General features: G+C 31.3%; 15 protein-coding genes. 10 read left to right on the top strand and 5 right to left on the bottom strand.

Translation table 11 applies throughout. The features are described from left to right. The first annotated feature begins 302 nt into the window (after nucleotides 1-302). Nucleotides 303-683 carry a helix-turn-helix domain-containing protein gene (locus RM697_RS08660; protein WP_311427481.1) on the top strand — a complete coding sequence of 127 codons (381 nt, stop codon included), beginning with the start codon at nucleotides 303-305 and terminating at the stop codon, nucleotides 681-683. Nucleotides 684-686: 3 nt separating this feature from the next. Here RM697_RS08660 and RM697_RS08655 read toward each other — a convergent pair whose 3' ends face one another. Next, entirely contained in the window at nucleotides 687-1,856 is a 1,170-nt protein-coding gene (locus RM697_RS08655; RefSeq protein WP_311427480.1) for an NAD-dependent epimerase/dehydratase family protein, read from the bottom strand. 52 nt (nucleotides 1,857-1,908) lie between these two features. After that, a complete protein-coding gene (locus RM697_RS08650) occupies nucleotides 1,909-2,769 on the bottom strand; it encodes a hypothetical protein (RefSeq protein WP_311427479.1) in 861 nt (286 codons plus the stop codon). Nucleotides 2,770-3,080: 311 nt separating this feature from the next. On the opposite strand from RM697_RS08650, the gene RM697_RS08645 reads away from it, so the two are divergent. Next, nucleotides 3,081-3,821 carry an aspartyl/asparaginyl beta-hydroxylase domain-containing protein gene (locus RM697_RS08645; protein WP_311427478.1) on the top strand — a complete coding sequence of 247 codons (741 nt, stop codon included), beginning with the start codon at nucleotides 3,081-3,083 and terminating at the stop codon, nucleotides 3,819-3,821. Between the two features lie 47 nt (nucleotides 3,822-3,868). Here RM697_RS08645 and RM697_RS08640 read toward each other — a convergent pair whose 3' ends face one another. Then, nucleotides 3,869-4,507, bottom strand: coding sequence for a hypothetical protein (locus RM697_RS08640; RefSeq protein WP_311427477.1), 639 nt, complete (start codon nucleotides 4,505-4,507; stop codon nucleotides 3,869-3,871). 159 nt (nucleotides 4,508-4,666) lie between these two features. On the opposite strand from RM697_RS08640, the gene RM697_RS08635 reads away from it, so the two are divergent. From RM697_RS08635 to RM697_RS08605, 7 genes are all read left to right on the top strand, one after another. Further along, on the top strand, nucleotides 4,667-5,440 hold the full coding sequence (locus tag RM697_RS08635; protein ID WP_311427476.1) for a TIGR02757 family protein: 774 nt from the start codon (nucleotides 4,667-4,669) through the stop codon (nucleotides 5,438-5,440). A 52-nt stretch (nucleotides 5,441-5,492) separates the two neighbouring features. After that, the gene (locus RM697_RS08630; RefSeq protein WP_311427475.1) at nucleotides 5,493-6,974 is read left to right on the top strand and encodes a S10 family peptidase; all 1,482 of its coding nucleotides are present in this window, start codon (nucleotides 5,493-5,495) and stop codon (nucleotides 6,972-6,974) included. Nucleotides 6,975-6,976: 2 nt separating this feature from the next. Continuing rightward, nucleotides 6,977-7,984 (top strand): glycosyltransferase family 2 protein, encoded by a 1,008-nt coding sequence (locus RM697_RS08625; RefSeq protein ID WP_311427474.1) that lies wholly within the window; start codon nucleotides 6,977-6,979, stop codon nucleotides 7,982-7,984. 80 nt (nucleotides 7,985-8,064) lie between these two features. Beyond that, nucleotides 8,065-10,005: a BatA domain-containing protein gene (locus RM697_RS08620; RefSeq protein ID WP_311427473.1), complete on the top strand. Its 1,941-nt coding sequence runs from the start codon at nucleotides 8,065-8,067 to the stop codon at nucleotides 10,003-10,005. Further along, nucleotides 10,002-11,258, top strand: coding sequence for a dihydroorotase (locus tag RM697_RS08615; protein WP_311427472.1), 1,257 nt, complete (start codon nucleotides 10,002-10,004; stop codon nucleotides 11,256-11,258). The genes RM697_RS08620 and RM697_RS08615 overlap by 4 nt, the downstream gene beginning before the upstream one ends. After that, the gene (locus RM697_RS08610; protein ID WP_311427471.1) at nucleotides 11,258-11,590 is read left to right on the top strand and encodes a hypothetical protein; all 333 of its coding nucleotides are present in this window, start codon (nucleotides 11,258-11,260) and stop codon (nucleotides 11,588-11,590) included. The genes RM697_RS08615 and RM697_RS08610 overlap by 1 nt, the downstream gene beginning before the upstream one ends. Then, a complete protein-coding gene (locus RM697_RS08605; protein WP_311427470.1) occupies nucleotides 11,590-12,237 on the top strand; it encodes an alpha/beta hydrolase in 648 nt (215 codons plus the stop codon). Before RM697_RS08610 ends, RM697_RS08605 begins: the two co-directional genes overlap by 1 nt. Here the strand turns inward: RM697_RS08605 and RM697_RS08600 are convergent. Together RM697_RS08600 and RM697_RS08595 are read right to left on the bottom strand one after the other, a co-directional pair. Beyond that, a complete protein-coding gene (locus tag RM697_RS08600) occupies nucleotides 12,234-12,737 on the bottom strand; it encodes a hydrolase (RefSeq protein ID WP_311427469.1) in 504 nt (167 codons plus the stop codon). The genes RM697_RS08605 and RM697_RS08600 overlap by 4 nt on opposite strands. Nucleotides 12,738-12,739: 2 nt before the next feature. Continuing rightward, the gene (locus RM697_RS08595; RefSeq protein WP_311427468.1) at nucleotides 12,740-13,501 is read right to left on the bottom strand and encodes an MBL fold metallo-hydrolase; all 762 of its coding nucleotides are present in this window, start codon (nucleotides 13,499-13,501) and stop codon (nucleotides 12,740-12,742) included. Between the two features lie 94 nt (nucleotides 13,502-13,595). On the opposite strand from RM697_RS08595, the gene RM697_RS08590 reads away from it, so the two are divergent. Then, nucleotides 13,596-15,044 carry a TonB-dependent receptor gene (locus RM697_RS08590; RefSeq protein WP_311427467.1) on the top strand — a complete coding sequence of 483 codons (1,449 nt, stop codon included), beginning with the start codon at nucleotides 13,596-13,598 and terminating at the stop codon, nucleotides 15,042-15,044. The last annotated feature ends 45 nt before the right edge of the window (nucleotides 15,045-15,089 follow it).

The raw sequence follows: 15,089 nt of genomic DNA, 5'->3' as shown, positions 1-15,089 counted from the left end.
AAATGCGATAGACTACAAAGGTAAACATTTGATAATTTACAAATGTAAACAGCTATGATACGTATATTTAATTACAATTGTAATCAAAATAACCACCTCTTATTGATTACAAGCCCAATACAATTGAAAATTAAATAATAAAAATTATATTTTTATAATATATTGTTGTAATTCAGTAATTTAATATAAATTAAATAAAGTTTATATTTAAATAATAAATAACTTTAACACAGCTTATTACCACTATTAGACCTACATTGTTTACTTTTGTAACACTCAAAACTAAAATTCATCTGTTTACAATGATAAACACCGAAGATTTTATAAAACGTTTACAAAAAGTCATTGATTTTTACGGTGAAAGCGCATCGTCATTTGCTGAAAAAATCGGTGTACAACGTTCTTCAATTTCACATATTTTGAGTGGCAGAAATAAGCCAAGTTTAGACTTTGTTATGAAGGTACTTTCCTCCTATCCTGAAGTTGAATTGTATTGGCTTATGAATGGCAAAGGTCATTTTCCTTCACAGCCAAAACATGACACCATTCAAAAACCTCAACTTAAATCTTCACAACCTAAATTATCTCAAATAAAGACCTCTAAGCCATTATCTAGTGATAAAGCAATTGAACGTATCGTAATTTTCTATTCCGATGGAAGTTTTAGGAGTTTTGAAAGCTAGTAATCAACGTTTTTTCCAAGCATCTAACAACTTTGCTTCTTTATTGAGCAATGTATCAGCATTAGCCATATAATCATCTCTTCTTTTAGCATCTACAGCGTCAGAATTCCACCAATCATGAGTATCCTTAACTGTCTGCTTTAAAAATCTATAGGTCATTCCGTTATTTATCACCTTTTCAGTACTCATACCTGCTGAGCCTAAATGATCTGGAGTTGGCATTATCCAAGGAATACTGAAATAAATTTCATTTTTCTCTAAAAATTCATAATCATCTATAGAAACATAGTTATGATCTATATTAAAAGCAGTATTTGCTTCCTTTACAAAATCGAGTATGTTTTGGGACTGTTTTGGGCCAGTAGCGTTGTATATACCAGATTTTTTGTCTTCTAACAAGCGAATCATAAATTCAGCAGCATCTCTAATATCTATATATTGCACAGCATCATTAGATTTTCCTGGAACCAATACTTCACCAGGCTGACTTAAGCGTATTGGCCAATGCATAAAACGATCTGTTCTATCACCAGGACCAATCATATACGTTGGTCGTACCACAATAGTTCTATCATTTCCAAAATGCTCAGCTGCAACCAACTCTGAGTTGGCTTTCATAACACCATAATCATACTCGTAACGCTCAATCTCTGTGGCATCTTCTGGTACTTTTAGCACAACAGAATCACTTTCTGTATAACGTTCTTTTACATAAGGATAATATACACCAACAGAAGAGGTATACATATATAATTCACAATTATCCTTTAGGAGTTCAGCAGTTTTCCTAGTCCAATCAACCTGTCTCCCAGAATTATCTATTACAGCATCCCATTTGCGGTTTTCTAAAGCTTTTAAGTTATCGTTTCTATCACCTATAAGATGTTCTACCTTATCAAACACTTCTGTTCTAACCTTGGGTATTGTTTTACCTCTTGTAAAAATAGAAACAGAATGTCCACGATCTAAAGCGTAAGCAATTTGGTGAGGCCCTAAAAAACTGGTACCACCTAGTATAAGGATATTAAGTTTCTTAGACTTACTCTCTGTAGCATCTGTTTTAGTCTTTGTAGCAGAATTACAAGCATATAATCCAGAAGACAATAAAGGCACTGCTAAACTGGCTTTTAAACTTGTTATTAGGAACTCGCGACGTGATTTTTTAGTGCTCATTAGATTGTTATTGTTAATACACCTCAAGATAAGAAAAATTAGCATTTACACACTAACCCTCAATATAATCCCAATCCTTAATATCATCAAATCCTTTTTGGCTCTCTGCAACAGAAGGATGCGTTAAAACAGATGCTACAGAAACTTCAGGAATAGCATCATCAGCCAATCCGTTTTTAATAAAAATAAAATTAAAGCCAAGAGCATTTGCACCAACTAAACGATACCCTTTTTTCTTGGCGAGGTTAACCATTGCAACAGGTGAAGCACCATTATATAAAGGATGCTTGCCAGGATACGTATAATTAGCATCATAAGGAACCACAATATTCTTTAAACCAAATTCTCTGTGAGTTTCAATAATAACTACCTGTGGCGTTATGGCATCAATCGCCTCCCAAATCCAGTAATCATTACCATCAATATCAATTGATAACAGACCAATATCGCCATTAAATCCATTAGAATTAATAAGATCGTTGATATTATCTTTAGTTACAATAGCATTCTCAAATTTTGGTTTATAAAACCAAGGATGTGGATATTTACTAAAGAATTTTCGGCCACGTTTTATACTTTTAGAATTACCATCAATAAATAATCCATGCCATCCAAAATTAAAATATAGATTAGCTGAGTTGCTGTTTATACCATCATCAGATCCAATTTCCACAAAGGTTTTATGTGGCATTCCTAAAACTGAAAACACAAACAACAACATACCATCTTCCTCAAATTGAGAAAAAACTCTAAAACCTGTTTCTGAAATTGTAGATAATGTATTTGTTTTTAATTGCTCTTGATACTTTAGGTAAAGTTTTCGTTGAGAAATCTGCACTGACGCAGACCATCGATCTCTTACTTTAAATACTAGAAATTTATCTTTTAGAAGGTTTTTAAACCAATGCTTCATAGCTTTATGGAATAATTCTGTGCTTTGCGAATATAAGAATTATGAATCTTATTTAATTTGACAAAGGTGATATAAGAATTTAAAGAAATTCTGAATATATAATCACCAAGGATCTCTAAATATTAATTTTAAAACCTTCTAATAAGAAATATAGTAATTATATATCTTAAGTTCAATTTAATATCATTTTCTGGACTTTAAAGATTATTTTATATACTTCATCCAAATATTAAAGAAACATGTATTAAGTTTTCTAAATTCATGTTTTGGTCTCAAATTATTTTAGTTAATTAAAAACATTTAGTCCTTATATGAACTTTCGTGCAATTACAATAAATTACATAATGAAATTTGGAAACCTAATTATTAAACAATATGATGGTGGACAAAACAGACCAGTATTTTTTGATGTAAAAAAAACATTCCCAAAACTATCTGTTATTGAAGAAAATTTTAATTCTGTTAAAACTGAATTTGAAAATGTAAATAAACATTTTGAAATTCCAGCCTACCATGAAGTAGACCAAAGATCATATGCTATTTCAGCTAAGGTGGAAGAAAAATTAAAATGGAAGGTGTTTTTGTTAAACTATTCTGGCAAAACACCAGATCTTGCTAAAGAGCTTTGCCCAAAAACAACTGAATTACTTAACACTATACCTAATGCTTATAAAGTGTTTTTTTCTGTATTAGAACCTGGGAAATCTATACCTGCACATCATGGTCCTTACAGAGGATATCTTAGGTATCATTTAGGACTTCAGGTACCTAAAAATTCACCTCCTAGCATAAGAATAAAGGATAAAATATATCATTGGAAAGAAAAAGAAAGTATACTTTTTGACGACACATGGGATCATGAGGTGATCAATAATTCTGATAAAGAAAGAGCTATTCTAATCATTGATCTTCTTAGGCCTCTTCCTTTTATACCTAACTTTATTAATAAATTTATTGCATATTTTCTTTTAAAAAAAATACGAATTAATAAAGTTCTTAAAAACGTAGCTAATTTAAATCAAAATAGAAAAAATTCTAAAGAAGGAAAATAATTGTTGTGTTTGAGACCCTAATTAAATTTCTATAGTCAGTAAATAAATTAATACGTTTTTAAGGTAAAGTTAAAACTCCAAGTTTTAAAAATAATTATGCTCAGATAGAGTTTTAATCGTTTTACGTTGAGTTTCTTTTTATATTTTAATGTAGGCTTGTTAAAAAATTCACTAATGCTATAAAATTTCACAACGCCTTTATCTTTAAGATGCTGATAACTTTGATAACGCAGATAAGGAGCTAAATTTAGACCTCTATAAGCTTCAAATGTATAAGTATTATGCACATAACCTTCAATAGGTTTAATCTCAAATTTTCTACCTCTAAAAGAAAAAGATTTATGCCTTATAAAAGAATAGATACAAATATCTTCATTTTTCTTTATACCTAAACAAGTATCTCCATTATTTAAATCGTTTAATAAATCTTTATGGTCAATACCAATAATATTTTTTTTAACATAAAGTATTTCTTCTTTCTTAAAAGTATACAGCTTATATTTAGATTCGTCATCCCTAATTTTAGGTGGAACAATATCTGTTGAACCTAATTCCCAAAAATAGGGCATAAAATCTAATCCGATTTTTGCTAAAGTATTACGCACTCCATGCCAAAACAGGCCATTATTGACGATATTAGAAAACCATTTAATTTTATAAGATATCCCTTTTTTTCCTGCTTCCATTGAATGTTAAATATCAATTAATTTTTATAATTATCAGTATCCTAATAATTTAAATTTAATATCTCTTTAGCTAAGTTATCGTTTTAAAATTAGAACATAAAGACCATCAAAAAAATATTAATCTAAAAGTTATACTTAGTTTTGCTCAAATTTTAGGTCTTGCCAAAACTTACCAAAACACAATTAATAGACTTTTTAGACAGTAAAGTAGTACTATACAATAACCCAAAATTTATTGAGAGTGATCCAATACAAATACCACATCGCTTCACTAAAAAAGAGGATATTGAAATTGCTGGATTTTTAACAGCAACTATTGCTTGGGGAAATCGTAAAAGCATTATTAATAATGCCACAAAGCTGATGGAACGATTAGATAACACACCTTATGAGTTTGTGATGCAGCATACTAAAAATGATCTCAACCAATTAAATGGTTTTGTTCATAGAACCTTTAATGACATTGATGCTAAACAATTTATCACAAGTTTAAAGCACATATATAACAAACATAATGGTCTAGAAAGAATTTTTACTAAAAACACAACATCAGATTCTACACAAGAGGCTATTCATTATTTTAAACAAAGGTTTTTTGAAGTTAAACATTTAGCACGTACACAAAAACATGTAAGCGATCCTCTTAAAGGTTCCGCTGCTAAACGTATCAATATGTTTTTACGTTGGATGGTACGTAATGATAATGCTGGTGTAGATTTTGGGATTTGGAATACTCTATCACCTTCACAACTCTCTTGTCCTTTAGATGTACATTCAGGTAATGTAGCTCGAAAACTAGGCTTACTAAACCGAAAACAAAATGATGCAAAAGCTCTTACTGAACTTGATAATAGTTTACGAAAACTTGACCCTAAGGATCCTGTAAAATACGATTTTGCTCTCTTTGGATTGGGTGTTTTTGAAGGATTTTAACTCTTAGTTTTTCTTCCTATCTTTAGATTTTAATAATTGATTTATTCTAAATATGTACAAATATATTTTACTGCTTTTTGTTTTTGGACTCAGTTATGCTCAAAAACGAAAACTTCCTGTAGACACAATGGTTATTACCAACCACTCAGTAACTATTAAAGGTGTTTCAATTACATATACAGCAGAAACAGGTATGCAACCTGTTTGGAATAAAGATGATATAGTAACCGCATCATTATACTATACCTATTACAAACGCAGTAATACTAACAAAGGCCCTAAACGTCCTTTAGTATTTTCATTTAATGGAGGTCCTGGTTCTGCTTCAGTTTGGATGCATATTGCCTATACAGGACCTAAAGTATTAAAGATTGATGATGAAGGCTATCCAATACAACCTTATGGTGTAAAAGACAATCCTAACTCCATATTAGATATTGCAGATATTGTATTTATAAATCCTGTAAACACTGGTTATTCTAGACGTGTAAAAAACAATGATGGTGAGTACGCTAACGACAAGGATTTTTTTGGTATTAATGCTGATGTAAAATATCTAGCAGAATGGATGAATACGTTTGTAACCAGACACAACCGTTGGGAATCACCTAAATATATTATAGGCGAAAGTTATGGTGGCACTCGTGTTATGGGTTTATCCTTAGAGCTACAAAACAGTCAGTGGATGTATTTAAATGGTGTTATTATGGTATCTCCTGCCGACTACAAAGTACTACGTGTTGGCGGACCAGTATCGTCTGCATTAAACTTGCCATATTATACAGCTGCTGCTTGGTATCATAAGATGCTACCTGCTACGCTTCAGAACAAAGACTTACTAGATATACTTCCTGAAGCTGAAGACTTCGCAATTAATCAACTCATCCCAGCAATTTCAAAAGGAGGTTTTATTTCAGAAGCAGAAAAAAAAGCAATTGCTAAACAAATGAGTTATTATTCGGGATTATCTGAAAAAGTAATTTCACAGCAAAACTTAGATGTACCTAATCGTTTCTTTTGGAAGGAATTATTAAGAGATAAAACTGGACAAACTATAGGTCGATTAGATTCACGCTATTTAGGTATTGACAAGGTAGAAACAGGAACAAGTCCAGATTATAGCGCAGAGCTTACCTCATGGTTACATTCGTTTACTCCAGCAATAAATTATTACATACAAAATGAATTAAACTTTAAAACAGATGTAAAGTATAATGTATTTGGTAATGTTGGTAATTGGGATAGATCTAACGATAATACTCGTGATAATTTAAGACAGGCCATGGCTCAGAATCCGTATTTAAAGGTTTTAGTGCAATCTGGTTATTATGATGGTGCAACTACTTATTTTAATGCCAAATACACCATGTGGCAAGTAGATCCTAGTGGTAAAATGAAAGATCGTTTTACTTTTAAAGGTTACCGAAGTGGTCACATGATGTACCTAAGAAACGAAGATCTCATCAAAGCAAATGACGACCTTAGAATCTTTATTAAAAACTCTCTATCTAAAGGAAAATCAGCTAAGTACTAGCAATGAAATCACCTTTAGTTAGTATTCTAATTCCATTTAAAAACACTGAATTATTTCTTTTAGAGTGCCTAAATTCCATTATTAATCAGAGCTATACCAATTGGGAACTTCTTATTGTAGATGACAATTCTAGTGATAAAAGTTATTCCATCGCTGCATCATGTGCTGCTGAAGACGATAGAATTATACTTCTAAAAAATTCTGGTTTTGGTATTATTGATGCTCTTGCTACTGCTTTTAGCCATAGTAAGGGAGATTATATAACTCGAATGGATAGTGATGACATTATGCATTTAGATAAACTTAAATTCATGGCTAAAGATTTACAAGAACATGGACTTGGTCATATCGCTTTGGGTTTAGTTAAATACTTTTGTGCTAATGGAGTTGGCGAAGGATTTGCACGCTACGAGACTTGGTTAAACTCACTAACAACCCAAGGCTCTAATTTTTCTGAAATCTATAAAGAATGTGTTATTCCATCGCCTTGCTGGATGGTTCATAGAGAAGATTTAATTAAATCTGAAGCATTTGTACCAAATAGATATCCAGAGGATTACGACTTGGCTTTTAGGTTTAAAAAGCATGGTTTAAAGTGTATTCCAAGCCAAAAAATATTACTTTATTGGAGAGATTACACCACAAGAACTTCTAGAACACATGAACACTATGCGCAGAATCATTTCTTAGATATTAAGCTACATTACTTTTTAGAATCAGATTTTAATAACAGTAGACCTCTTGCAATTTGGGGCGCAGGTACAAAAGGAAAACACATCGCAAAACTACTCATTGAGAAAAAAATTCAGTTTTACTGGATATGCGATAATCCTAAAAAAATTGGTAAAGACATCTATGAAAAAAGGTTGTTGCCATTTAATTATTTAGAACAATTAGAGGATCCTCAAAGTATCATTACTGTTGCCAATGAAGATGCACAGTCTGAGATTACACAGTATTTTCATTCATATAACATGGTCTCTATGCAAGATTATTTTTTCTTCTGCTAGGTAACAAACGTTAAATTTCTCAAAATCGCAAAGTCAAAATGTAAGGTCTTTTTCTATATTTGATAAATTAAAAAATTGGAATGCAATTTAAACACCCAGAAATTCTTTACGCTCTTCTCCTACTTATCATTCCTATCATTGTACACTTATTTCAATTACGACGTTTTCAGAAAGAAGAGTTTACCAATGTTAAGTTCTTAAAAACGGTAGTAATGCATACTCGAAAGAGTTCGCAATTAAAAAAATGGTTAACCTTATTAGCACGTTTAGGCTTATTGGCTTGTGCTATTATTGCATTTGCTCAGCCTTTCTTTTCAAATTCAGATAGTTTTAACACCAAAAGTGAAACTGTTATTTATTTAGACAACTCCTTTAGCATGCAAGCTAAAGGCAAAAACGGAACCCTCCTAAATGAAGCTATTCAAGGTATTTTTGAAAGTATTCCTGATACTGAAGATCTTACACTTTTCACTAACAATGAAACGTTTAAAAACACAACCTTAAAATCTATAAGAAACGATTTAATTACTCTAAAATATTCACCTACTCAATTAAATTACCAAGCCACTGAACTCAAAGGTAGACAGTTGTTCTCTGAAGATGAAAGCACATTCAAAAATCTTGTACTCATTTCAGATTTTCAACAGCAAAATGAACCACTTCAATTTACAGCAGATAGCATTATAAAAACAACGCTTATTCCTTTAGAGCCAAATGTTGAACAAAATGTATCAATAGACAGTGTATTTATATCTAAGACGACTATAGAAAATATAGAGCTAACGGTAGATTTAAGTGCACAAGGTGCTTTAATAGATAATCTATCTGTAGCACTATATAATTCCGATCAACTAGTTGCAAAAAGCTCCTTATCTATTGAGGACAAAACATCTTCAGTATTTACAATTCCTGCTAATACAACATTTGAAGGAAAAGTGACAATTGAAGAGAGTAATTTAAGTTATGATAATACTTTTTATTTTAGCATTGGTGAGACAGATTTAATAAAAGTTATTAGCATTAACGAAGCCGATGATTCTTACTTGAAACGCATATATACCAATGATGAATTTATCTATTCATCTTATGATTTAAAAGACTTAAATTATAATACATTATCTGATCAGGATTTAATTATTCTTAATGAACTAAACACCATACCAAACGCTCTAATCACAACACTAAACGTTTTTAAAAGCAAAGGTGGATCGTTTTTAATTATCCCTTCAGAAGACTCTGATTTAAACTCTTATAATCAATTATTTAGTAGTTTAAATTTACCAAGATATAGCAGTAGTTTACCCAACGATAAACGTATTACAACTATTAATTTTTCACATCCATTATTAGAGAATGTTTTTGATAAAACTGTAGATAATTTTCAATACCCAAAAGTATCCTCATTTTATCCAACAGTTAAGTCAGTTTCTAGTGCATCTGTTTTGCAATATGAAGATGGTTCTTCTTTTTTAACTACTAACAAAAACGCCTTTGTGTTTACAAGTGCTTTAAATTCTGAAAACTCAAATTTTAAAAGCTCACCTTTAATAGTTCCAGTACTTTATAATATTGCGAAACAAAGCTTGCAATTACCAGAATTGTATTATTCCATCGGAAAGGAAAATACTATTGATATTAAAATTGAACTACAGCAAGATGATATCTTAAAATTAGCACAAAAATCAGATACCAATTCAGGATCTATTATTCCTTTACAACGCACCTATCCTAGTAAAGTTGAATTAACCACTAATAATTTTCCTGATACCTCAGGATGGTATTCTGTATTAAACAATGCTAGTGAAGTAAAGCAATTAAGCTATAATTACAATAGGTCTGAAAGTAAACTTAACTATTATAATCTCAGTTTAATTAGCAATGTAGAGGTGAAATCTTCTATTGCTACAGCGATTAATGATATAAAAAGTGCAACAAATGTTAATGAGCTATGGAAATGGTTTGTTATTTTTGCACTAGCTTTTCTTTTAATAGAACTGCTTCTTTTAAAATATCTTAAATGAATCTACTCATAAAATCTACAACAGTCATTGATTCTAAAAGTAATTTTCACAATCAGACAGTTGATATTTTAATTGAAAAGGGCGTAATTACCAAAATAAGTAAGCGCATTACCAATCCAAAGAATTACAAAACCCTTTCTTTAAAAAATTTACATGTTTCACAAGGTTGGTTTGATAGTAGTGTAAGTTTTGGAGAACCTGGTTATGAAGAGCGAGAAACTATTGCAAACGGATTACGCACAGCTGCTCTTTCAGGATTTACTCATGTGGCACTTAATCCTAACACAAATCCTGTTATAGATTCTAATGCTGATGTTACATTTTTAAAATCAAAGAGTAGTAAAACTCCAGTCTCTTTACATCCTGTTGGAGCATTGACAAAAAATGCCGAAGGTTCAGAATTAGCAGAGTTATATGATATGCAATCGGCTGGAGCAGTAGCATTTCAGGATTACCAAAAACCAATTCAAAACCCAAACTTATTAAAAATTGCATTACAATATGCAAGTGGCTTTAATGGTTTAGTTTGTTCTTTTCCTCAAGAATCAAAAATTTCTGGTAATGGTGTTATTAATGAGCAGGTTACAAGTACATCACTCGGACTCAAAGGAAATCCCAATTTAGCAGAAGAACTTCAGGTTGCTAGAGATTTATGTCTTCTAGAATACACCGAAGGTAAATTACATATACCTACAATATCTACAGCTAAATCTGTAGAATTAATTAAAGATGCTAAAAAGAGAAAGTTAAATGTTAGTTGTAGCGTAGCTGTTCATAATCTTGTTCTTAATGATAGCTTACTAAGTACTTTTAACACCAATTTAAAGGTATTACCTCCGCTTAGAACGCAAGAAGATTGTGAGGCACTAATTGATGGTTTAAAAGATGGTACTATAGATATGGTAACAAGTGATCATAATCCTATAGATATTGAGCATAAAAAAGTAGAATTTGATCATGCCAAGTATGGAACAATAGGCTTAGAATCTGCTTTTGTCGCATTAAATACTGTACTTACGTTAAAGAAAACTATTGAAGTTCTTACTAAAGGAAAATCTAGATTTGGCATTGAAGATGCTGTTATTGCTGAAGGTACAAGAGCTGATTTATCACTTTTTAACCCAAATTCTACAACTATATTTACTAAAGATAATATTCACTCAACATCAAAAAATGCTATTTTTCTTGGACATGAAATAAAAGGAGAAGTTTATGGTATTGTAGCAAATAACCAACTGGTTCTAAATCAATAATGACAGAAGCGACCATCAAAGAAGGAAAGCTTTTAGCTTGTGTAGCCTATATTCCTCTTTTTGGAGTTCTCATTGCTTATATTCTAAATAACAACAAAAAAAATCCGTTTACAAGTTTTCATGTTAGGCAAGGGTTAGGATTGTTTTTGTTCTATCTAATTTGTGCTGTAAGTGTTTCTAACTTAGACTCACCAACACTAAGGCTATGGTTGTGGTATTCTTTTATAGGGTTATTTATTATTGGTTTTGGGAGTGCTTTACTTGGTAAAACTTACGTTATCCCTATTATTGGGAACTATATTCAAAAAACATTTAAAAATTTAGGAAGCTAATGTCTTTATCTTTAGAATATGTCTCTAGACCATCGACTTTAAAAGAAAACGCACCACTACTTATAATGTGCCATGGTTATGGCAGTGATGAAAACGATTTATTTTCATTTGCTTCAGAATTACCAGAAGAACTTTATATCATCTCATTAAAAGCACCTATTGCCATGCAACCCTATGGTAATGCTTGGTATGCTATTAATTTTGATGCAGAGCAAGGAAAATGGAGTGATAACGAACAAGCAAAAGCATCAAGAGATCGTATCGCTAAAGTTATTGATGAAGCTTGTGAAATATTTCCAGTAGATAAAAACAATGTAACATTACTTGGTTTCAGTCAAGGTACTATATTAAGCTTGGCAGTAGCACTTACATTTCCTAAAAAAATAAAAAATGTTGTAGCGTTAAGTGGTTATATAAATACAGATATCATGGATTCTGATTTTACAAAAAAAGATTATTCAAATCTTAGTATTTATAGCTCTCATGGTAGCGCAGACCAAGTAATACCTGTAGATTGGGCAAGACAAACACCCAAATTTTTAGATCACTTAAACATAGAGCACACGTATTCTGAATTCCCAGTTGGTCATGGTGTAGCACCTCAGAATTTTTATGAATTTAAAGATTGGTTAATGAAAAGAATCTAAGATGTAGGATACATAAAATACTCAACCAATTTGTATTTTAAATTACCTTCATTATCAACTTCATAGGTTACAAAAATTTCTCCCCAATGTTTACCATCACTAAAGTTAGCAATAATCCATCGATGATTTAATAGTCTAATTTTATCTATGAGTATTTTACCTTCAGTCATAGAAACATAAGGAACTATTGGATGATCATCGCCATTATAATTATTCATGTTATACAAACCTTCTTTAATGGCAGGAATAAGTTTAGAGGTGTCATAACCAGCATCTTCCAGATAGGTTAAAGCACCTTCATTTTCGTCAATAGTAAATTCTTTAAGGTCAAAAATCTGATCTTCTAAATTTAGAATTTGACGTTCTAATTCAGTTTGTTTTTGTATTTTCTTTTCAAGTTTATCCTCATAGTCTTCCAAAATATTTTTGGAGTTCACATACTGAAATACGACCAGTAATAGTGAAAAAATAAAGAGGTACATAAAAATTCTACTTTTCATATCTATAATGTGATTTGAAGATTATCATAAGCTAAAAAAACGTTTTCTGGTAACTTTTGTTGCACCTCATCATGAAAACCCAACATATGACTTATATGGGTTAAATAAGTCTTTTCTGGTTTTACTTTATTAATAAAATCAATAGCCTCATCCAGATTAAAATGAGATAAATGTGGTGTTTCTCTCAAAGCATTTACAACCAAAACTTTAACTCCTTTAAGTTTTTTTATCTCCTTATCAGGAACCGTTTTCATATCTGTAAGGTATGCGAAGTCACCAAACCTAAAGCCAAAAACCTGTAATTTATGATGTAGTCCATCAATTGGTATAATGCTTAAATTCCCTAGGGTAAAAGGCTTATTTTCAATTTCATTCTCAACAATATTAGGAACTCCTGGATATTTTGGCTCGTTTGTAAAAATATAATCAAAACGCTTTGCTAAAGCCCTTAAAACTCTTTTGTGAGCATAAATAGGGAAATCACCTTGCCTAAAGAAAAATGGTCTAATATCATCTAAACCTGCAGTATGATCTGCATGTTCGTGAGTAAACACAATACCATCTATTTTAGAACATTTGGCTCTAAGCATCTGCTGTCTAAAATCTGGGCCACAATCAATAACGTATGCATAATTGTTCCATTCAATAAGAACTGATACTCGTAATCTTTTATCTTTAGGATTTGTACTTAAGCAAACAGGATGCGTACTTCCAATAATCGGAATACCTTGTGATGTACCAGTACCTAAAAAAGTAACTTTCAAAAGTGTGTTAAGTTTAGTACAAAAATAGGGTTATTTTTTTGTTTGCCTTTGTAATTTAATACCTTTGTAATTGCTATTATAACTTAGAATTGCAATGGAAATCACACTAAAAGGCGATAAGCAAATAGAGAATATTCCCTCTATAAAAGATAAAGCGCTTCGCATAAATCTTAACGAACATATTTACGGTACTTTTGCAGAAATTGGCGCAGGGCAAGAAACTGTTCGTCAATTCTTTAGAGCTGGTGGTGCCTCAGGAACCATTGCAAAAACTATGTCTGCTTACGATAAAGATTTTAGTGATGCTATTTATGGTATTGAAAATGATAAACGCTACGTTACAGAAGCGCGTCTTAGAAAAATGCTTAATCACGAAACACGTCTTATTGAAGAACGTATTACCAGAGATAAGCATCCAAACAAAATGTTCTTTACGTATGCAAATACTGTAGCGACTATAGATTTTGCAAAAAAATATAAAGGTCATGGTTGGGTTGGTATTAAATATCAAGTAGATCCCAAACAGGATTATAACGAAATAGTACTTCATATTCGTTTTAAAGAGAACGATGCTCGGTTACAACAAGAAACCTTAGGTAAACTAGGAACTAATCTTATTTATGGCGCTTTTTATAAATACAATGAACCGAGAAAACTCCTAAGATATCTTTACGATCATTTAGATAAAGATCAACTAGAAATAGATACTATTAATTTTTCAGGTCCTGTTTTTGAAGATGTTGATAACAGATTAATGAGTCTACAACTCGTTAGAAACGGAATGACAGATGCTGTAATGTTTGCTCCAGATGGTAATAATGTATTACCAGCAAGAGTACTTTACAAAAAGAATATTTTAGCATTAAGAGGAAGTTTTAGACCTGTTACCAAAGTTAATATGGACATGTATCAGAAATCTTACGATATGTTCATTAAAGAAAATAGGGTTGATACTGAAAAAACTCAAGTGATTTTTGAGATTACGCTCTCTAACCTCAGAGCAGAAGGTGAAATTGACGAACAAGATTTCATGGATAGAGCTAAACTATTATGCTCACTTGGCCAGACTGTTCTTATTTCAAATTTCCAAGAATACTATAAGCTAGTAGAATACTTCTCACAATATTCTAAAAGCAGAATGGGTCTCTCTATGGGAGTTAACAATCTCGTTGATATTTTTGATGAAAAATATTATCGCCATTTAAGTGGCGGAATTCTTGAAGCTTTTGGGAAATTATTCTTCAAAGATCTAAGAGTTTACTTATATCCTATGCAAAACGATGATGGTACCTTAACCACAAGTGAAAACCTAAAGGTTCATCCACGAATGAAAGAACTCTATAAATTCTTTAAATACAATGGGAAAGTTGTTGACATCACAGATTTTGATGATTCAATACTAAGTATATTCTCTAGAACAGTTCTTGGAATGATTGCAAATGGTGAAGATGGTTGGGAAGCCATGTTGCCAGAAGGAGTCTCTAAACTCATTAAAGAAAAAAGCTTGTTTGGTTATGAAGCCGAAGAAGTCATAAACAAATAAAAAAAGCGACTGGTTATTGAGGCTCTCGAAGTGCAGTCGCTTTTT

Origin of the sequence: Microcosmobacter mediterraneus (assembly GCF_031846265.1) — a bacterium.
Taxonomy (GTDB): domain Bacteria; phylum Bacteroidota; class Bacteroidia; order Flavobacteriales; family Flavobacteriaceae; genus Microcosmobacter; species Microcosmobacter mediterraneus.
Note: the sequence above shows the minus strand (reverse complement) of the source record. Positions and strands in the feature narration are given on the sequence as shown.

Coding starts and splice junctions, on each gene's coding strand:
- RM697_RS08625 (WP_311427474.1), top strand. CDS start 6,977: ATGAAATCACCTTTAGTTAGTATTCTAATTCCATTTAAAAACACTGAA.
- RM697_RS08660 (WP_311427481.1), top strand. CDS start 303: ATGATAAACACCGAAGATTTTATAAAACGTTTACAAAAAGTCATTGAT.
- RM697_RS08630 (WP_311427475.1), top strand. CDS start 5,493: ATGTACAAATATATTTTACTGCTTTTTGTTTTTGGACTCAGTTATGCT.
- RM697_RS08655 (WP_311427480.1), bottom strand. CDS start 1,856: ATGAGCACTAAAAAATCACGTCGCGAGTTCCTAATAACAAGTTTAAAA.
- RM697_RS08650 (WP_311427479.1), bottom strand. CDS start 2,769: ATGAAGCATTGGTTTAAAAACCTTCTAAAAGATAAATTTCTAGTATTT.
- RM697_RS08590 (WP_311427467.1), top strand. CDS start 13,596: ATGGAAATCACACTAAAAGGCGATAAGCAAATAGAGAATATTCCCTCT.
- RM697_RS08615 (WP_311427472.1), top strand. CDS start 10,002: ATGAATCTACTCATAAAATCTACAACAGTCATTGATTCTAAAAGTAAT.
- RM697_RS08600 (WP_311427469.1), bottom strand. CDS start 12,737: ATGAAAAGTAGAATTTTTATGTACCTCTTTATTTTTTCACTATTACTG.
- RM697_RS08640 (WP_311427477.1), bottom strand. CDS start 4,507: ATGGAAGCAGGAAAAAAAGGGATATCTTATAAAATTAAATGGTTTTCT.
- RM697_RS08605 (WP_311427470.1), top strand. CDS start 11,590: ATGTCTTTATCTTTAGAATATGTCTCTAGACCATCGACTTTAAAAGAA.
- RM697_RS08610 (WP_311427471.1), top strand. CDS start 11,258: ATGACAGAAGCGACCATCAAAGAAGGAAAGCTTTTAGCTTGTGTAGCC.
- RM697_RS08645 (WP_311427478.1), top strand. CDS start 3,081: ATGAACTTTCGTGCAATTACAATAAATTACATAATGAAATTTGGAAAC.
- RM697_RS08620 (WP_311427473.1), top strand. CDS start 8,065: ATGCAATTTAAACACCCAGAAATTCTTTACGCTCTTCTCCTACTTATC.